Annotated in this window: 13 protein-coding genes; 2 read left to right on the plus strand and 11 right to left on the minus strand. The window is 54.2% G+C overall.

Features of this window, described 5'->3' with window-relative positions; genetic code table 11:
* Positions 1-642: 642 nt before the first annotated feature.
* Positions 643-1,332 (minus strand): acid phosphatase AphA, encoded by a 690-nt coding sequence (gene aphA, locus FE839_RS10915; protein WP_138360845.1) that lies wholly within the window; start codon positions 1,330-1,332, stop codon positions 643-645.
* Between the two features lie 332 nt (positions 1,333-1,664).
* Between aphA and FE839_RS10920 the strand changes: the two genes are divergently transcribed.
* The gene (locus FE839_RS10920; protein WP_138360846.1) at positions 1,665-3,494 is read left to right on the plus strand and encodes an ATP-binding protein; all 1,830 of its coding nucleotides are present in this window, start codon (positions 1,665-1,667) and stop codon (positions 3,492-3,494) included.
* Complete coding sequence (locus tag FE839_RS10925; RefSeq protein WP_374043486.1) at positions 3,481-4,839, plus strand: sigma-54-dependent transcriptional regulator; 1,359 nt, start codon at positions 3,481-3,483, stop codon at positions 4,837-4,839. The genes FE839_RS10920 and FE839_RS10925 overlap by 14 nt, the downstream gene beginning before the upstream one ends.
* Here the strand turns inward: FE839_RS10925 and FE839_RS10930 are convergent.
* From FE839_RS10930 to dnaB, 10 genes are all read right to left on the minus strand, one after another.
* Complete coding sequence (locus tag FE839_RS10930; protein ID WP_138360892.1) at positions 4,828-5,901, minus strand: Ldh family oxidoreductase; 1,074 nt, start codon at positions 5,899-5,901, stop codon at positions 4,828-4,830. The genes FE839_RS10925 and FE839_RS10930 overlap by 12 nt on opposite strands.
* An 11-nt stretch (positions 5,902-5,912) precedes the next feature.
* A complete protein-coding gene (locus tag FE839_RS10935; protein WP_138360847.1) occupies positions 5,913-7,412 on the minus strand; it encodes a DASS family sodium-coupled anion symporter in 1,500 nt (499 codons plus the stop codon).
* Positions 7,413-8,000: 588 nt separating this feature from the next.
* A complete protein-coding gene (gene sucD / locus FE839_RS10940) occupies positions 8,001-8,873 on the minus strand; it encodes a succinate--CoA ligase subunit alpha (protein ID WP_138360848.1) in 873 nt (290 codons plus the stop codon).
* 10 nt (positions 8,874-8,883) lie between these two features.
* A complete protein-coding gene (gene sucC, locus FE839_RS10945) occupies positions 8,884-10,053 on the minus strand; it encodes an ADP-forming succinate--CoA ligase subunit beta (protein ID WP_138360849.1) in 1,170 nt (389 codons plus the stop codon).
* 14 nt (positions 10,054-10,067) lie between these two features.
* Positions 10,068-11,486 (minus strand): dihydrolipoyl dehydrogenase, encoded by a 1,419-nt coding sequence (gene lpdA / locus FE839_RS10950; RefSeq protein WP_138360850.1) that lies wholly within the window; start codon positions 11,484-11,486, stop codon positions 10,068-10,070.
* Positions 11,487-11,497: 11 nt separating this feature from the next.
* Complete coding sequence (gene odhB, locus FE839_RS10955) at positions 11,498-12,655, minus strand: 2-oxoglutarate dehydrogenase complex dihydrolipoyllysine-residue succinyltransferase (RefSeq protein WP_138360851.1); 1,158 nt, start codon at positions 12,653-12,655, stop codon at positions 11,498-11,500.
* A gap of 3 nt (positions 12,656-12,658) precedes the next feature.
* Positions 12,659-15,412, minus strand: coding sequence for a 2-oxoglutarate dehydrogenase E1 component (locus FE839_RS10960; protein ID WP_138360852.1), 2,754 nt, complete (start codon positions 15,410-15,412; stop codon positions 12,659-12,661).
* A 266-nt stretch (positions 15,413-15,678) separates the two neighbouring features.
* The gene (gene tyrB / locus FE839_RS10965) at positions 15,679-16,872 is read right to left on the minus strand and encodes an aromatic amino acid transaminase (protein WP_138360853.1); all 1,194 of its coding nucleotides are present in this window, start codon (positions 16,870-16,872) and stop codon (positions 15,679-15,681) included.
* Positions 16,873-17,159: 287 nt separating this feature from the next.
* Entirely contained in the window at positions 17,160-18,239 is a 1,080-nt protein-coding gene (gene alr, locus FE839_RS10970) for an alanine racemase (RefSeq protein WP_138360854.1), read from the minus strand.
* A gap of 151 nt (positions 18,240-18,390) precedes the next feature.
* Positions 18,391-19,806: a replicative DNA helicase gene (dnaB, locus tag FE839_RS10975; RefSeq protein WP_138360855.1), complete on the minus strand. Its 1,416-nt coding sequence runs from the start codon at positions 19,804-19,806 to the stop codon at positions 18,391-18,393.
* Positions 19,807-19,864 lie beyond the last annotated feature (58 nt).

A 19,864-nucleotide genomic window follows, 5' to 3' on the forward strand; every position in this document is an offset into this window, starting at 1 on the left:
AATCTGATTCGGTTGATTCACTAACTGAGCTGATACGGGCTGAATGAAATATAAAGGATATAACTTTTTTATGATTTTCAGCCTCTGAAAAGCCACTGACGAATAACGGACTCACCGCATGGGGGTTGGGCGCATCAAGGAAACCTGGCGAGAACGCAGGCGCGCATCCAGGACTGGCCGCCAGGACGGCGGCCAGAGGGCGGGTCGAGACAGGGACAAAATTGCCGGGAGCAATTTTGAACAGCGCTTGCGCTGGCCCTGGAAGGGCGAGTCCCAGGGATGGGACGAGTAGCGTCGAGTCCCGCCCGGTCCGCCAGATGAAGCCGGAGTGGAGCGGACCGCGCAGCGGCAGGTTTTCAGCGCAATGCCGGGGGTGCAGGGGGACGGGCGAAACGTCCCCCTGCCCGTTCACACGCTGTGGATATAACGAATATCCGCGTATTTATCGTGAACGGAACAGACCACGGAATCTGAATGGGTGAAAACGAAAAATGCGTCATGCTCGCCAGAACCACCGATTAACGGAACCGCTCAGCCAGCCATAAACGCAACTGACAGCCCTTAACTGACAAGCATTACAGCGTAGTGACTGCCGTTTTAGCAATGCATGACGACCGCTTAATATTCTGAATTCACGATCACCTATTCTCCCTGAGAGCCCGCCATTGGCAGAGGCTTATAAGAAGAGTTTGAGGCGCGCATAATACGGATCCCGCGCGCCCCTACCTCCCGGGCAGCAGAAATATCGTTATCTGAATCACCATAGAAAACTTTAATTCTTTTCTCCTGCAACCACTGCGTTTTGGTATTCTGACCCGGTTTATCACCGGCAAAAATAACCGGGTTCATATTCGCCGCCGGGATGTGGAAATCATTCTGTAACGTTTTTGACACCGTTTCTGTTTTGGTCTGCGTGCGGCCGGTGACAAAATAGATGCTGTCGCCACGTTTGACATGCATGGCGATCAACTGCCGGGCCACCTCTTTCGGCATACTGAATTCATCCCAGCCGTTATTCATTTTTTCCCAGAATTCCGGGTTTTTCAGGTAATCATCGCTGCCAGGAGAAAAGGTGTTTTGCCCGCGCCAGAAGCCCGGGCTGGAAAACAGGACGGTATCGTCAATATCAAAGCCGACGGCCATCGGCTGGCGCCCCAACAGGCTATTCTCGATCTGGGCGACGGAGACCCAGTGGATGGGCGCCTGTTCGGCGAGTTTCGCCATATTTGTGCCCACCCACAGCGGTTGCGGTGTGGAGGCACGAGCAACAACGGCGCTATTTAGCGTAAACAGTAAGCAGACGGCGCCAAAGGCAAGGGTGATCTTACGCATATTTATCCTTAAATCATCAGTTAATTATTATCGCTAATAGCGCAACAGATTAAACGCATTATGCACCATACACCGTGCGTCGTGCCGCATAAACATCTTTTGCAAAACTATCAGAGGAAACAATCATGATCACATTGTTATAACTGGATTATTAATCTTCTCAGCGCGCATGTTTACATTTTGTAATATTTCTTGAACTAATTATCTTGTGTGATAAACCACACACCCCGGTCATCATTCTGTATCCTTATTCACAGTATTGTATCGTTCTCCTTCTCGCGATCCAGACGATGATAATATACTAAATTTTTACATAGTCGCATGGATGTCAAATGATAATATCATATACAAATAACACCGACAGCAAATGGCCATACCGAACGGCCAGCGTTATTTTATTTTTGGTATTATTGGCTATTTCCACACTATTCCTGCACGAAAGATTTATCACATTATCAGGCACGGACAGAATGCGCCTTGAAATGTATAAATCAACACTAAACTCCACTATCGAACAATATTATATCCTGCCTTATATGTTATCTATTGATAAAGACATAATACAATCAATAGCAGACAGTAACGATATACAAAAAAACTCGTTAAATAAAAAAATTGAATACCTTAACCGTCATTTGAAAACCGCCGCTATTTTTATCCTGGACGCTCAGGGTAAAGCCATCGCGTCCAGCAACTGGCAGGAAGCAGGCAGCTATGTCGGTCATAATTACAGCTATCGCCCCTACTATAAACAGGCGATGGCCGGGCTAAACGGGAAATTTTACGGCATCGGCAATACGACCAACAGGCCTGGTTTCTTTCTCTCCACCAGCATCAAACAAAATGGCGAAATTATTGGCGTCATTGTCGTTAAAATTAGCCTTAATGAAATTGAGAATATCTGGTCAGAGGGGCCAGAAAATATTATCGTAACCGATGAGCACAGTATTATATTTCTCAGCTCACAGCCACACTGGCGACTGAAATCTTTGCAGCCGCTACCGATAAATATTATGAAAAAACTACAATCTACCCGTCAGTACAGCATCAACAATCTGGCGCCCGCAGATTACTACCCCTGCTTTACATTAGGGGGCTTTGTTTTTTTAAAAAATGAGGCGCATCAATCATGCATTTTCCCGGTATTTTACACTCAACAGATCGCTATCCCGGAATTTAACTGGAATATGATGATCATCGTGCCGTTAGAAAATGCCTACTGGACGTTTGGCGTGACTCTGGCGATCACCATCGCCACATACCTGCTGGTGCTGATATTTATTAAATACTGGCGGATGCGTCTGAAAAACCAACAGTTGCTCGCACAGGCAAATGAAATACTGGAAAAGCAGGTTAAGGAACGAACTCAGGAACTGGAATCAATTAACCAAAAACTGATTCGGGAAATGAAAGAACGCAATCAGGCTGAGCAGGTGCTGCAACTCACCCGTAGCAAACTGGCGGAATCCAGTAAACTGGCAGCGTTGGGGCAAATGGCTACCGAAATCGCTCATGAGCAAAATCAACCGCTGGCAGCCATCCATTCGCTGACTGACAATGCGCGTATAATGCTGGCTAAAGGGATGTATTCGCAGGTTGATCAAAACCTTAAATACACCATTTCCGTCATCGAACGCATGACGCAACTGATGTCGGAATTGAAAACGTTCGCCTCTCGTCACCGGGTACCGAAGGGATCCGCCGATGTCATCAAAGTGATGTACAGCGCCGTCGCTCTGCTGAATCACAGTATGGAAAAAAATCATGTCGAGCGGCGTATCAAAGCGCCTTCAATACCGCTTTTCGTCGGCTGCGATGAATTGGGGTTAGAGCAAATATTCAGCAATCTGATTTCTAACGCCCTTGATGCAATGGAGCAGCAGCAGAATAAACGCCTGGATATCGCGATATATTGTCTGGAACACCGGGTCATCGTCACGTTAAAAGACACCGGTCCGGGTTTCTCTTCCCAGGCGATCGATCGCGTATTCGAACCTTTTTTCACCACCAAACGCAGAGGTATTGGGTTAGGTCTGGCGATCGTCAGCGAAATTATCAGGAATTCTAATGGAATAATTCGAGCCGATAATCACCCGGAAGGCGGCGCGATTATTACGCTCTCATGGCCAGAATGGCGAGGAAGCGACAATGAAAATAAATAATGATGTGTCCATTATTTATATTGAAGACAGTGACGATGTTCGTTTTGCCTGTGAACAAACGCTAATGTTATCAGGCTATCACGTTATTTCCTTTTCAAATGCCGAACAAAGCCTGGCGGAAATCCGCCGCCGAACAAATATCATCGTCCTGACCGACGTGCGGCTCCCCGGCTTATCCGGTCTGGATTTACTTCAACATGTTATTGAAATAGATGCCGAAATTCCGGTTATCTTAATTACCGGACATGGTGATGTCGAGATGGCCGTGGAGGCCATGCGCAACGGCGCGTGGGACTTTATTGAAAAGCCGTGCAGCAGTGAGAAATTACTCGATATTATCGCCAGAGCCGCGGAAAAACGCCGTCTGGTGGTAGACAATCATCAGCTTCTCGCGCAGTTACAGCAAGAAAGAGGTCCGCTATTGATTGGCCGCAGCGCGGCAATGCAGCAACTGCGCAAGACGATAATGAACGTGGCCGACACCGACGTGGACGTGCTGATTTACGGCGAAACCGGCAGTGGTAAAGAGGTTGTCGCGCGTATGCTTCACCACTGGAGCACACGCAGCGGCGGCCCCTTCGTCGCACTGAACTGCGCCGGGCTGCCGGAAACCCTGTTCGAAAGCGAAATTTTCGGTCATGAAGCCGGCGCATTTACCGGAGCAGTCAAAAAACGCATCGGAAAAATAGAACACGCCAGCGGCGGCACATTGTTCCTCGATGAAATAGAAGGGATGCCGCTGGGCATGCAGGCCAAACTGCTGCGCGTATTACAAGAGCGTACTATTGAGCGTCTGGGAGCCAATCAGTTAATCCCGGTGAACTGCCGTGTTATTGCGGCGACCAAAGAAGATCTGCTGCGCCGGAGTGAAGAAAATCATTTTCGTTCAGATCTCTATTACCGCCTGAACGTCGTCAGCCTGAACATCCCCCCGCTGCGGCAGCGGCGGGAAGATATTCCCGAGCTTTTTTACTGGTTTGCCAGCCAGGCGGCGCAAAAATATAACCGTCCCCTGCCGGATATCTCTCCCATGTTGCTCGCCTGGCTGCAATCACAGAGCTGGTCCGGCAACGTGCGGGAGCTGAAACACACCGCCGAGCGCTTTGTTCTGGGGCTGCTGGCCCAACATCAGACCGTGCCTATGACACAGCAGGAAGAGCGCGGTCTGACCGCCTGTATCGACGCATTCGAGAAAAAGCTGATTGAAGATATGCTGCGGCAAACAGGGGGGCAGGTCAGTTTAACTGCGCGGCTATTACAACTGCCGCGCAAGACGTTATACGACAAACTGAATAAGCACCATATTCACCCACAAGTCTTCCGCTTTACGGAATCAACCAGCTAGCGCGGCAGGCTGAGCGTGTAAATGAAGATCGATCCCTTTTTCAGCATAATGTTCCACCACCCAGGACCAGAATGTCGCCGGAATGGGAACGGTTTTGTCATTACGTTCCCGGATGGCCGCTTCCGGCATTCCGGGATAGATTACGCCTTTTCCATCCGGCTGCGGACGCGTCGCCAGCAGATAATCGGCAAAGAACTGCCCTTTCTCGTCCGCCAGAACCGAGAATTTATCCGGATCGATCAGCAGAGCAAACAGATGGTTATGCGCCGATCCATCCGGACGGTGATCTTCAGCGATTGTCTCGCCGCCGGAGAGGATCCCCGCCATCATCTCGATCGCCAGCGCCAGGCCGAAACCTTTATGTTCGCCAAACGGCAGCAGCGCCCCCGCGGGCGACGTAAACAGTACACCAGGATCAAGACTGGGATGGCCTTGTGCGTCAATCAGTTGTCCCGATTTGACCGTCTTGCCCTGCGCTGACAAGACGCGCGCTTTATTTAACGCCATGCTACTGGTGGCGAAATCCACCAGAATTGCCGGACGTCCATCTTTAAACGGCCAGGCAAAACAGAACGGATTCGTGGTCATACGCGCTTCGGCCCCTCCCCAGGGGGCGACGAGCGCGGGTCGACCGGTCACGTTGCTCATCGCCAGCATAGCCAGCCCCTTATCCGCCGCCATCTGTCCGTAGTGTCCGAGACGTCCCAGATGGTGTGCATGGCACAAGGTAAGCAGACAAAATCCCTGCTGCCGCGCCCGCTCTATCGCCGCCGTTAACGCAATCTTCCCGGCATATTGTCCGAAACCATTGCAGCCATCGAAACGCAGCAAGTTACCTTCATTCGCCGTACATTTCGGTCGGGCGTTAACGGTCACATCGCCTCTGGCGATGTTATCAAGATACTTCGGCAGTAACGTGACGCCGTGGCTGGTAAAACCATAACGCTCAGCCTCAATCATATGTTCAGCCACATCCTGGGCGATATCGGCATCACAACCATTTAACTCCAGAAGACCGGCGACTAACCAGCGCACCTTCTCTATTGCGATTTGTAATGACATCATATGCTTCCTCACATCAGGCCCAATAGCTTCCACCAGGTGGAGGCAAACAGCAGCAGCAATAGGTAGCCAATTACGGTGAGCCAAATCCCCACGCGGGTAAACTGGCGCGGTGTGAATGTATCCGTTCCCAGACACACCATATTTTGCGGCGCGTTAATTGGCAGGATGAAGCCGAAACTCATACTAAAAGCCAACATGATGGTCATTCCGATAGGATTTACGCCCAGCTCAGGCGGCAGGCTACTGAGCAGACTAATCAAAATCGGCAGTAGCGCGGCGGTCAGTGCCGTGGCGCTGGCGAATCCGAGATGGATCAAAATCAGGAAGGCGGCGAGAATAGCAAAGATTGCCAGCGGCGGTAGCGCGTCAAGACCAAAGCCCTGCACCACATAGTTGGCCATCCAGGAAGCAGCCTGGGTATCAAGCAGAGTTGAGCCCAGGCTGATACCAATACCAAACATCAGCAAAGTTCCCCACTGTACCCGCTTCTCAACCTCTTTCCACTTCATCACGCCGATGCCAGGGAGCAACATCACAGCAAGCCCGGCCAACGTCACCGAGGTGGTATCGATGCTGTGCAGTTTTCCGCCCGTTGCCCAGAACACCAGCAACAGCAGAGAAATCGCGATCAGGCGTTTTTCTTTGCCCGTTGTTTGTCCCAGCTCCGCCAGCGCCTTTTTAATGGCTTCACTGCCCCCTTCAACACTTTCCGTTTCCGGCGGCAACAATTTCCGGGCGAGGAAATAGAGGATCACCGACATCATCAGGCTCCAGGGCGCGCCAGCCAGCAGCCAGTTAAGCCAGCTAATCGTATTATCCGCACCGAAGGTTTTATTGATAAAACCGATAGCGAGGAGGTTTTGCGCGGCGGAGGTCTGGATGCCGATATTCCAGATGCTGGTCGCCTGTGCAATCACAATCATCATTGAGGCCGCGAGGCGGGATTGTTTATCAACCTTAAACGCTGCGATAACCCCCATCATGATCGGCACCACGCAGGCGGTACGCGCGGTGGCACTCGGCACCACAAGGCTCAGCACGATGGTGACGGCAATTGCGCCAATAATAATGCTGCGGCTGCTGGCGCCAATTTTCGACATCGTAAACAGCGCAATTCGTTTATCCAGTCCAGTGATGGTCATCGCCGCGGCGATAAACATTGCCGCGGCAACCAGCGCCAGAGCGGAATTAGAAAAACCGGATAGCGCCAGTTTAAGCGCTTTCGAGGTGCCTAACATATTTTCCGGATGATGAATATCCGGCGCAAATCCCACCATAAAAATAATCAGCGCGGAAATAACGATCGCGCTTGCCGTATAATCCATCGCTTCGCTGATCCACACGATAATCGCAAAGACCAGAATGGCGATCATATGTTGACCGGCGACCGGTAATGCATCACCCAATGGCAAAAAAGTAATAATCAGACCGGCAATAATAGCCAACCATAAACCGGGGTTAGGAATAATTTGACGCTTGTGCGGAGCGTCATTAGAGACTGAAGACATATTCACCTCACTGTGAAGGATAAAAGACCTGCTCCGGTATTGCAGTTGCTATGCCAACTATCTTTAAAATATAACTCGTTGTTGTTTATTGATTTATTTAAAAACTGGCCTTCGATAATGCGCGGTTTACCGCACAGTGGTAAAAAAGTGAATATAAAACCGCACACCTGCTAAAGCGTCATTGGTTTAATATTAACTCGCTGCACAACACATTGAAAATGTTATGCATTTTCATTTACCAGCGGAAATATCTTTGCAGGTGATTTTAGTGAAAAAACAGATATGCATCGAGGACAGGCGGTCAGAGACGGTAAAGGCAGGATAACATGGTCAGGAATAATCGTTACGCCAGATAAATTTTGGCTAATAACGTTCGGGGAAAATACGCTCTACTTTTCATCAACACGATTAAGAGCCTATCCCACCAGGCGTTATTGGCGCAGACAGTTTAAACACGGCCAGCGCGGAAGAACCGGAGCGTACACGTAGTACGTGAGGATTCTGAGCACTGCCCAGGTTCAAAATGACAAGCAAAATAGCCCTAATGGGATAGGCTCTAAGGGGAGCCATCGCTCCCCTTAATATTGATTACTTAATCGCGTTCCACAGCGTCTCGCCAATTTTTGCCGGGTTTCGCGTCCACGTCATTCCTGCCTTATCGAAGGCACGGAATTTATCTTCCGCGCTGCCGCTGCTCCCGGAAATAATCGCCCCGGCATGCCCCATACGTTTTCCTTTCGGCGCAGTCACGCCAGCAATATAACCAATAACGGGTTTATTCATTTCGTAACGAATAAATTCTGCGGCACGTTCTTCGGCATTGCCGCCTATTTCCCCGATCATAATGACCGCATCCGTTTGCGGATCGTCGGCAAATAAACGTAATGCGTCAATAAAATTCGTCCCTGGTACCGGATCGCCGCCGATACCAATACAGGTCGATTGTCCCAGCCCCAACGCGGTGGTCTGCGCGACGGCTTCATAGGTCAACGTCCCGGAACGGGAAATAATGCCGATGCGCCCCGCACGATGAATATCGCCCGGCATAATGCCAATCTTACAGGCTTCCGGGGTAATAATACCGGGGCAGTTAGGCCCAATTAACCGGACCTCGGGATGGCAATCCAGCAGGCGGCGCACTTTAACCATATCTAACGTCGGCACACCTTCGGTGATCACCACAATCAGCTTCACGCCAGCCTCAACGGCTTCCACGACAGAGTCAAGGACAAACGGAGCGGGAACATAAATCACGCTGGCATCTGCGTCTGTCTGGCGCATCGCCTCCTTCATGGAATTAAACACCGGGCACCCCAGATGCTGCTGCCCGCCTTTACCCGGCGTCACGCCGCCGACGATTTGCGTACCATAGGCGATCGCCTGCTCGGTATGAAACGAGCCATTTTTACCGGTGATCCCCTGGACCAGAACCCTGGTGTGCTTATCTATCAAAACGCTCACGCTAACCTCCTTAATTTAGCAATGCGATAATGCGCTTCGCGGCATCATCCAGAGAATCAACAGCTTCCACCGCCAGGCCGCTCTCGCTCAGCAGACGCTGTCCTTCAGCCGCACGGTTACCTGACAAGCGCACCACCACCGGCAGCGCGATCTCTTCTTCCTGCAGCGCACATATGATGGCGCGAGCGATCATGTCGCAGCGGACAATCCCGCCGAAAATATTGATCAAAATCGCCCGTACTTTGTTGTCGGAGACAATCAGGCGGAAGGCCTCGCTCACGCGCGCCTGGGTCGCGCCGCCGCCAACGTCGAGAAAGTTAGCGGGTTGCGCACCGTAGAGTTTGATAATATCCATCGTCGCCATCGCCAGGCCCGCGCCATTGACCATGCAACCAATATCGCCATCCAGCGAGACATAGTTAAGATCGAGTCTGGCCGCCTGGTTTTCCCGCTCATCCTCCTGAGTTTCATCGCGCAGCGCTTGTAATTCCGGGTGACGATACAGCGCGTTGTCATCCAGAGTCACTTTAGCGTCGGCGCACATAAAATCGCCGCTTTCGCGCAAAACCAGCGGGTTGATCTCCAGCAACGAGAAATCCAGTTCGTTAAAGGCTCTCCATGCCTGATTCACCAGACTACTGAAAGCCGGGAAGAGGGCATGATCGAGCTGCAGCACCGCAAACAGCTCACGGATATGGCAGGGCTGAACACCGGTGAGCGGATCGACACTCACTTTACCTATCTTCTCCGGCGTCTCGTGGGCGACTTTCTCAATCTCCACGCCGCCTTCCGGGCTGACGATAAACGTCACGCGCTGGCTTTCCCGATCAATCACCATGCCGAAGTACAATTCCTGGCGTACCGGATAGATGTTCTCGCACACGAGGATATGACTCACATACTGGCCTTCCGGTCCGGTCTGGTAAGTCACCAGTTGCGATCCCAGCATCTGCTCAACAAACGTTTCCGCCTGTGCGTACTGCGTCAACGCCTTCACACCACCTGCTTTGCCGCGGCCTCCCGCATGGACCTGCGCCTTCAGTACCGCACCTTTGCTTTCGCTGGCAATCTCCCGCCACGCCTCCGGCAATTGCGCTTTATCGTGGATTGCCACTTCTTGCGGGCACGGCATTCCCATGCCGGCCAGTAAGGATTTGGCCTGATACTCATGTAAATTCATAATGTCCCTCAACGTTATCCATGCAGCGCCTGTTTATTCAGCGCCATCGCGGCTTCGTGTATCACTTCACTGAGCGTCGGATGGGCATGTACCGCGCAGGCAATATCCTCACCCGCCGCGCTGAACGCCATCGCTAACGCAATTTCATTAATTAATTCAGAGGACTGTGGACCGACGATTGCCCCGCCCAGCAGGCGATCGGTGTGCTTATCCGCATACAATACGCAGCGGCCCCCCTCCTGCCCCAGGGCCAGCGCCCGTCCGTTGCCGACAAACAGCGAATGGCCTTTTGTAAAGGGAATCCCCGTTGCTTTAAGCGCGGTTTCGCTGTTGCCAATCCACGCCACTTCCGGCTGGGTATAGATAACGGACGGGATCAGCGCGAAATTAACGGGCTCCACCGGTAACCCTGCAATCTGATCGGCGACAACCACCCCTTCCGCCATCGCTTTGTGCGCCAGCATTGGCCCGCGTACCACATCGCCGATTGCCCACAGGCCGGTCTGACCCGTCCGGCATAGCGCATCCACCTCAATGCCTCCCCGGCCATCAGACGTCAGACCCAACGCGGTCAGATCGACGCCGGACAAGCGCGGCTCCCGGCCAATCGCGACAATCAGCTTGTCGACGCGGGTTTCCTGTACCTCATCGCCCTGCCGCCAGCGAATGACGACCGCATTCTCCTGTGGTTCAACAGCGTCAATCGCCACACCGAACTGCATCTCCATGCCGCTGGCGGTCATCGCTTTACGGACCTCGCCAGCCAGTCGCGGCTCCAGCGCGGGCAGGAAGGTTTCCGCCATTTCCCACAACGTGACCTGCGCGCCCAACCGGTTCCAGACAGACCCCAGTTCCAGACCTATCACCCCGGCGCCAATCACTCCCAGACGTGCCGGGCATTCGCCTAACGCCAGGGCGCCGCGGTTATCAAGAATCTGCACATTGTCCACGATGGCGCCAGGCAGTTGCCGTGGCTGCGAGCCGGTGGCGATCACCACATTCCGGGCGCCAATCCGTTGCTCATTGACCGCCAATTGCCACAGACCGTCTTGTTGCCCGCACAGCGTCGCCAGCCCGGAAAGATAGGTGACTTTGTTTTTATCAAACAGCAGGCGAATCCCCTGAGTCAGGCGATGTACGATGGCGTCCTTACGTCGGATCATGGCGGCGACATCAAAGGCGACGCTCTCGACCTTAACCCCATGGACGCTCGCTTCATGCTGAATCTGTGCATACAGTTCGGATGATTGCAGCAGCGACTTCGACGGTATACAGCCAACGTTCAGGCAGGTGCCGCCCGGTGAGGGTTCGCCCTGCTCGTTAACGCCATCATCGATACAAATCACCGACAGCCCGCGTTGCGCCGCCCGCAAGGCCGCCACATAGCCTCCGGGACCGCCCCCCATCACCGCTACGTCAAAAATCGTATTCATCAACGCTCTCCTTACAGATCAAGCAGCAGTTGTTCCGGCGCTTCCAGCAGCTCGCGGATCGTCACCAGCGTCTGCACTGCCTCCTGGCCATCGATAATGCGATGGTCATAGCTCAGCGCAAGATACATCATCGGGCGAACCACCACCTGGCCGTTCTCCGCCACCGGGCGTGGCGTAATGGCGTGCATACCGAGAATGGCTGATTGCGGTGGATTGATAATTGGCGTTGACATCATCGAACCGAACGTACCGCCGTTGGTGATCGAGAAAGTACCGCCCTGAAGCGCCTCAAGCGGCAGCTTCCCGGCGCGGGCCTGAGTGGCATATTCTGCGATTTGCCGTTCAATATCGGCCAAAGAGAGATTTTGCGCGTTGCGGAGTACCGGCACCACCAACCCGCGATTACTGCTCACCGCAATGCCAATATCGCAATAATCGCGCCAGATAATATCGTGACCATCAACGCTGGCATTGACGATTGGGAAGCGTTCCAGCGCGCGCGTCACCGCCTTAACAAAGAACGACATAAAACCGAGCTTCACGCCGTGTTTTTCCGCAAAGCGATCCTTCCAGCGAGCGCGCAGATCCATGACCTGCTGCATATTCACTTCATTGAAGGTGGTGAGAATCGCGTTATCCCGCTGCGATGCCAGCAGACGTTCGGCAATGCGTGTACGCAGGCGCGACATCGGCTCGCGACGCTCTTCCCTGGAGCCAGATAGTGCAGGGGCCGGACGCACGGTTTCTGGCGTCCGGACGGGCTCCGGCGCTGAAGCGGGAACAAATCGCAACACATCTTCTTTCAGGATCCGCCCCTGACGGCCGCTTCCCGACACATCGGCGAGCGCCACCTCGCTACGTTGCGCTTCCAGCCTCGCCGACGGCATCACTGCCGCTTCGACTGGCGCGGAAGCGGCTTCCACAACGGCGGCAGCCTGCGGCTCCAGATGGGCCAGCAGTTGAGTCGAGGTCACCGTACAGCCTTCGTCAACCAGAATATGCGTCAGGATGCCATCCTGCGGTGCGGGAATTTCGAGGATCACCTTATCGGTTTCCAGCTCCGCCACAACCTCATCACGTTTCACCCAATCGCCTTCCTTCTTGCACCAGGTCGTCAAGGTACCTTCCGCCACGGACTCGGGAAGCTGAGGGACTGTAATTTCCATCATTGTTTATTTTCCTTGTGATAACGGGATATCTGCGAACGCATCCGTCAGAAAGTCGTCAATTTGTTGTTTATGCACTCGCCCGTAACCCGTCGCCGGTGCGGCGGCGGCAGGTCGCCCGACATAGCGCCAGGCGGGGTTATCAAGCGCCAGTGCGGCCAGTTGCTGGCAAATCTGCCGCCACGCGCCCTGATTCTCCGGTTCCTCCTGGAGCCAGACCCAATTTGGGCAATGCCGCCATACCGCCAGCAAAGCGTTCAGTTCATCCGCCGGGAACGGATAAAGCTGTTCAACACATACGATCGCCACGCTGTCATCAAGGCCACGCTGCTTCCTCGCGTCCAGCGCGTCGTAATACACCTGGCCGCTACACAAAATGACGCACTTAACCTTCGCCGGATCCTGCGCCAGCGGATCGTTAATCACCGGCCGGAAAGCGCCTTCGCTCAGTTGTGAAAGCTCGCTCATCGCGCCCTTAAGACGAAGTAAACGTTTACTCATAAAGATGACCAGCGGCTTACGCATCGGTCGCAACATCTGTCCACGCAGCAGATGGAACATCTGCGCCGACTCGCTGGGCATCACCACCTGCATATTGTTTTCAGCACACAGTTGCAGCCAGCGCTCAGGACGAGCGGAAGAGTGTTCCGGGCCCTGACCGTCGTAACCGTGCGGCAGGAGGATCGTTAGCCCGCTATAGCGGTCCCATTTGGTTTCACCGGACGAGATAAACTGGTCGATCGCCACCTGCGCACCGTTGGCGAAATCACCAAACTGCGCCTCCCAGATCACCAGTTGCTGCGGCGCGGAGGTGGAATAACCGTACTCCCAGGCCAGCAACGCCTCTTCGTTCAGAACCGAATCAAATACCTCGAAAGGCGCTTGTCCCGCGCGGATATGTTGCAAAGGTGAGTAGCAAATCGGCTGCGTCTGATGATGAATGACGGCATGGCGGTGGCTGAATGTTCCCCTGCCAGAATCTTCTCCGGACAGGCGCACGCCATATCCGTAATCGACCAACGAGGCATAGGCCAACATTTCCGCCATCCCCCAATCGACGGGTTGCGCGCCTGCCGCCATCTTCTTGCGCAAAGCCAACTGCCGCTTGATAGTAGGATGCGCGACGATATCTTCCGGCAGCGTGGCAATGATCTCGCCGTAGCCGGTCAGCGTCTCACGAGGCAGCGCGGTGGAAACCGGCGCGCTCCACTGTGGGTTGGATAACCCCTCCCAGTTGGCGCTGAATGCGTGTTTTGCACACGGTACGGGAAGCGGCTCACGCTCATGGCAGGCATCCAGCCAGTCTCGGTAACGGCCAATCAATTGCTCCTGTTGCTCCGCCGTCAAAACGCCGCGACGCATCAGCACTTCACCATAGCGGGTACGCGTACCGGGATGAGCATCAACAGCCTGATACATCTGCGGCTGGGTCAGGCGCGGTTCATCGCTTTCGTTATGACCGTGCTTACGAAAACAAACCAGATCGACCATGATGTCGCGGTGGAAAGTATTGCGCCAGTCGCAGGCCAGCGCTATCGCCTGACATACCGCGTCCACATCGTCGCCGTTGATGTGGATCACCGGCGCCGCAACCATTTTGGCGATATCGGTACAGTAACGCGATGAACGCATATCCTGCTGTCGGGAGGTGGTGAAGCCAATCTGGTTATTAATAACAAGATGAATCGTGCCCCCGGTACCATACCCCTCCGTTTGCGACAGATTAAGCGTTGTCTGGTTGACCCCGAGGCCGCCCAGCGCTGAATCGCCGTGGATTAGCACGCCAGCGACCCGCTCCCGTCCCTTTTCGCCACGCCGGTTCTGCCGCGCGCGCACCTGTCCCTGTACGACCGGATTGACAATCTCCAGATGCGACGGGTTATAGGCCAGCGCCACATGTAGCGACCCAGCCGGTGTCTCCAGATTGCTGGAGTAACCCATATGATATTTCACGTCGCCGGAACCGTGGCCAACAGGCAGTTTCCCTTCAAATTCGGCAAACAACCGGGCCGGATCTTTATTCAACAGATTGACCAGCACATTCAGCCGCCCACGGTGCGCCATGCCGATCACTAACTCTTCCACGCCCTGTTCACGCAGGCGCTGCGCCAACGTATGCAGCGCGGGGATCGCGCTCTCTCCTCCCTCCAGAGAAAAGCGCTTCTGCCCGACATAGCGCGTATGCAGGTAACGCTCCAGCGTCTCCGCCGCCACCAGCTTTTCAAAACGCGCCATACAGGTCTGCGCATCTGGCTGCGGAGCGTTGCGTTCAATTCGCGCCAGTAGCCAGGCCACTTCCTCACGGTTATCCAGATGGGCCAGCTCATACCCCAGGCTTCCCGCCCAGCTCTGCTCCAGCATCGTAAGCAGCTGTTTAAGCGGCATCAGCGTTGTATGTTCGCCGAAGGTGACGCTGAACTCCTGGGTCAGATCCTCTTCGCTCAATCCCCAAAATGCCAACGTCAGCTGCGGCACTTCCGCAACCGCCGATTGCGCGAGCGGATCCAGTTTCGCGCGCAGGTGTCCGAGATTTCGCCAGGCGTAAATCAACTGCGTCACGGCAGCCTGTTTTTTTAAGGTCGTGCCTGAGGTCGCTACCGTTGACGGTTCAACGCCGGGATCCTGTTCCTGAGAAAGAAAAAAACGCCGCCAGTCTTCCGGGATCTGCTCGGGGGAGTGCAGCCAGGTCTGGTAATACTCTTCAAGCCAGGCCGCATTCTCGCCGCTGAGCAGCGCACCGGGCGAGGTCGTGTTTTCCATATGATTCTCCTTGTGGTTAATAACCTGCCGGAGTAATGCAGCATCCATACCAACAAGGATAAATCTTTATATTCAAATGGTTATCAATAATTCGATGCGTAAATCTGGGCGGAAACAGGAACAGGTAATAAGAAGATGTCCGGCATCAGGCACAGCCGTTCGGATTAACAGAGGTGATGACATCAAGCCAGTCAGAAATGCTGGCAAAATATTCAGAGTGGGTTGGTTACCAGCCTGGCGCTGACGCCAGGCCTTGAAGGCGTGACTTACATCACCGCAGCAAAAGCCTGCGCCACGCGCTGCACATTACGTGAGTTCAGCCCCGCCACGCACATGCGACCGCTGGCAATCAGGTAGACGCCGAATTCATCGCGCAGACGGTCAACCTGGGCCTCGCTAAAACCGGTATAGCTAAACATCCCGCGCTGCTTAAGCAGGTACTCAAAATCGCCGCCCGGCACCGCCTCTTTAAGCACGTTAACCAGCGCCTGACGCATGGTCAAAATGCGGGTACGCATCCCTTCAACTTCCGCCAGCCAGCGGGCTTTCAGCGCGCTGTCGTTCAATACCGCCGCAACCACCTGCGCGCCAAAATTCGGCGGGCTGGAGTAGTTACGACGCACGGTCGCTTTCAGTTGTCCCAGCACGCGGCTCGCGGTTTCCGCATCTTCACACACCACCGACAACCCGCCAACCCGCTCCCCGTACAAGGAGAAAATTTTTGAGAAGGAATTACTGACCAGCATTGGCATGCCGGCGTGGGCAATGGCGCGAATGGCATAGGCATCGTCGTCCATTCCGCCACCGAATCCCTGATAGGCGATATCGAGGAAGGGGATCAGATTACGCGTTTGTAATACCTCAACCACGTCATCCCATTGCGCGTTGCTGAGATCGGCTCCGGTCGGGTTGTGGCAGCACGGATGCAACAGCACGATGTCGCCCTCCGGCAACGTATTGAGTTTTTCCAGCAAGGCTTCGAAACGCACGCCATTGGTTTCATCATCAAACCAGGGGTAAGTCCTTACTTCGAATCCAGCCCCTTCAAATATAGCAATGTGGTTTTCCCATGTCGGATCGCTAACCCATACCCGCGACGCCGGGAAATAATGCTTCAGGAAATCAGCCCCCACTTTCAGCGCGCCGGAACCGCCCAGAGTTTGAATCGATGCGACGCGATTTTGCGCCAGTACCGGATGATCGACGCCAAACAGCAGCGGCGCGATCGCCTGACGGTAGGTGTTCAGCCCTTCCATCGGCAAATAGAGCGAAGCGCCGTGGGGCTGGGCATTCAGGCGCGCTTCCGCTGCGGCAACCGACTGAAGTTGAGGAACAATGCCGTCTTCGTTGTAAAAGAGGCCAATGCTAAGGTTTACTTTGTCGCTGCGCGGATCTTCTTTGAAACGCTCCATCAGGGAGAGAATGGGATCGCCGGCATAGGCGTCAACTTTTTGAAACACGAGATGTTTCTCCGGATTTACATGAGGCTAGTCATAACACAATAAACTGGATGTGAAAGAAGATCGAGAGGATGTTAGCGGATTCAACAAAACAGAGCGGATGTGGCGTCACGCTGGCCGGTGCAGCGGATAATCTGGAGTGTTGCTCCTCCCCGGCGGGGACAAAGCCTGATGCCCCCGCCGCACTTCAAGTTCAGTATGCGCAGCCAGTCATTCGCCCCGCCTTGCGACTCGAATTATTCTGGGTATAAATGCATCAGGAGGTGTCGCAGCCAGCTGAACGCCGGTTAATCCACATACTTCATCAACACTCTTGAAGTCAGGCGCGTAATAAGTTCGTAAGCACTTACTTTTGTAATTTCGGCAATACGCTCCACGGGCAGACCATCTCCCCAGAACACCACCGGATCGCCAGATTTATCCTGCGCTTCGGGCCCAAGATCGACGCAAATCATATCCATCGCCACGCGCCCGACAATCGGCACCTCGCGACCATTAACCCGCACCGGCGTTCCGGACGGCGCGGCGCGCGGGTAACCATCGCCGTAGCCCATCGCCACCACGCCTAAACGCGTATCGCGCTCGCTAACCCAGGTCCCGCCGTAGCCAACCGGTTCGCCGGCTTTATGTTCGCGAACCGCAATCAGGCTGGAGGCCAGAGTCATCACCGGCTGGCAGCCAAAATCCGCGCCAGTGGAGCGGTTATCCAGCGGCGATACGCCGTAAAGAATAATCCCCGGGCGCACCCAGTCGAAATGCGACTGCGGCCACAGCAAAATCCCGCCGGAGGCAGCAATAGAGCGCAGCCCCGGTTTTTCTTCCGTAAAGGAAGTAAAGATATCCAGCTGACGTTCCGTAACCCCGCTCTCAGGCTCATCAGCACGGGCGAAGTGGCTGACGACATTTACCGGCTGGCGGACGTTTTTACACTGGCTCAGGCGCTGATAAAATTCTTCGGCCTGCTCCGGCAGCACGCCAAGACGATGCATGCCCGTATCCAGCTTCATCCATACGGTTACCGGCTCCGGTAAATCAGCCTCTTCCAGCGCCGCCAGCTGTTCCGGGCTGTGTACCGCCGTGTGCAGACGCTGGGCGGAAATCACCGCCAGGTCAGCGGCATTGAAGAAGCCTTCCAGCAGCAGAATCGGCTGGACGATACCGCCAGCGCGCAGACTCAGCGCTTCTTCGAGGCGAGCGACGCCAAAAGCATCGGCGTCAGGGAGCGTTCGCGCGGTCTCAAGAAGACCGTGTCCGTAGGCGTTCGCTTTCACCACCGCAACCAGTTTGCTGGCAGGCGCCAGTTCGCGTAAACGTTGCAGGTTGTGTCGCAGAGCGCGGCGGTTAATCACTACAGTTGCCGCTTGCATTTAAATTCCTTGAATTATTTATCTCAAATTTGGCGTTATTGATGCAGCGAGTTTGGGTGCGGCCAGCGCGCAGCCACCGGAGCGTACTGAAGTACGTGAGGATGGCGAGCACTGCCCAATCCCAAAATCGCAAATAAAATAGCCAAATTATTTATTCGTCGTCGTATTGTGGCCCAGCATAATTATCAAAGCGCGACCACTGACCGTTAAACGTCAGGCGCACCGTCCCGATGGGGCCGTTACGCTGTTTACCAATAATAATTTCAGCGATGCCTTTTAAATCGCTGTTCTCGTGATACACCTCGTCACGATAGATAAACATGATTAAGTCGGCATCCTGCTCGATGGAGCCGGATTCACGCAGGTCGGAGTTCACCGGGCGTTTGTCCGCTCGCTGTTCCAGGGAGCGGTTAAGCTGCGACAACGCCACCACCGGCACCTGCAGCTCTTTCGCCAGCGCCTTCAAGGAACGCGATATTTCCGCGATTTCCAGGGTACGGTTATCGGAGAGCGACGGCACGCGCATCAGTTGCAGGTAGTCGATCATGATAAGGCCAATCCCGCCGTGCTCACGCGCGATACGCCGCGCGCGGGAGCGTACTTCCGTTGGCGTCAGGCCGGAGGAGTCATCAATATAGATATTACGCTTTTCCAGCAAAATCCCCATGGTGCCGGAAATGCGCGCCCAGTCTTCATCATCCAGTTGACCGGTACGAATGCGGGTCTGGTCAACGCGAGACAGGGAAGCCAGAGAACGCATCATAATCTGTTCCGAGGGCATCTCAAGGCTAAAGATTAATACCGGTTTATCCTGCAACATCGCCGCATTTTCAACGAGGTTCATCGCAAATGTCGTTTTACCCATCGACGGACGCGCGGCGACAATAATCAGATCCGACGGCTGAAGACCGGCGGTCTTTTTGTTGAGGTCGTCATAACCGGTATTCACGCCGGTGACGCCGTCGTGAGGTTGCTGGAATAACTGTTCGATGCGCGCCACGGTGGCATCCAGCACGTCAGCGATATTCTTCGGGCCTTCATCTTTATTGGCGCGGCTTTCGGCGATTTTGAAAACTCGCGATTCGGCCAGGTCCAGCAGATCTTCGCTGGTGCGGCCCTGCGGATCGAAACCGGCTTCGGCGATTTCGTTAGCCACCGAGATCATTTCACGCACAACCGCACGTTCCCGCACGATATCGGCATAGGCGCTAATATTCGCCGCACTTGGCGTATTTTTCGATAATTCCGCCAGATAGGCGAATCCGCCGACGCTATCCAGTTGCCCCTGACGCTCCAGCGATTCCGCGAGCGTAATCAGGTCAATCGGACTCCCCGACTCCTGCAGACGCGCCATTTCGGTAAAAATATGGCGGTGCGGACGAGTATAAAAATCGTCTGAAACGACGCGTTCGGCAACATCATCCCAGCGTTCGTTATCCAGCATTAAACCGCCCAACACCGACTGTTCCGCTTCAATCGAGTGCGGCGGGACTTTTAACCCGTCGAGTTGATAATCGCGCTCTCTGGGTTCAGTCTGTGATTTGTTGAAGGGTTTATTTCCTGCCATAGTGAATGGAGTTACCGAGATAGTGAATGGTTCGAAAGATTACCACATTATTTAATGG

This window comes from Klebsiella indica, assembly GCF_005860775.1.
In the GTDB taxonomy this organism is placed as follows: Bacteria; Pseudomonadota; Gammaproteobacteria; order Enterobacterales; family Enterobacteriaceae; genus Klebsiella; species Klebsiella indica.

Excerpts from the sequence above, each read along its gene's own strand:
- odhB (WP_138360851.1), bottom strand. The coding sequence starts at position 12,655 with ATGATGGAAATTACAGTCCCTCAGCTTCCCGAGTCCGTGGCGGAAGGT.
- alr (WP_138360854.1), bottom strand. The coding sequence starts at position 18,239 with ATGCAAGCGGCAACTGTAGTGATTAACCGCCGCGCTCTGCGACACAAC.
- sucC (WP_138360849.1), bottom strand. The coding sequence starts at position 10,053 with ATGAATTTACATGAGTATCAGGCCAAATCCTTACTGGCCGGCATGGGA.
- FE839_RS10920 (WP_138360846.1), top strand. The coding sequence starts at position 1,665 with ATGATAATATCATATACAAATAACACCGACAGCAAATGGCCATACCGA.
- dnaB (WP_138360855.1), bottom strand. The coding sequence starts at position 19,806 with ATGGCAGGAAATAAACCCTTCAACAAATCACAGACTGAACCCAGAGAG.
- FE839_RS10960 (WP_138360852.1), bottom strand. The coding sequence starts at position 15,412 with ATGGAAAACACGACCTCGCCCGGTGCGCTGCTCAGCGGCGAGAATGCG.
- FE839_RS10925 (WP_374043486.1), top strand. The coding sequence starts at position 3,481 with ATGAAAATAAATAATGATGTGTCCATTATTTATATTGAAGACAGTGAC.
- FE839_RS10935 (WP_138360847.1), bottom strand. The coding sequence starts at position 7,412 with ATGTCTTCAGTCTCTAATGACGCTCCGCACAAGCGTCAAATTATTCCT.
- aphA (WP_138360845.1), bottom strand. The coding sequence starts at position 1,332 with ATGCGTAAGATCACCCTTGCCTTTGGCGCCGTCTGCTTACTGTTTACG.
- FE839_RS10930 (WP_138360892.1), bottom strand. The coding sequence starts at position 5,901 with ATGTCATTACAAATCGCAATAGAGAAGGTGCGCTGGTTAGTCGCCGGT.
- lpdA (WP_138360850.1), bottom strand. The coding sequence starts at position 11,486 with ATGAATACGATTTTTGACGTAGCGGTGATGGGGGGCGGTCCCGGAGGC.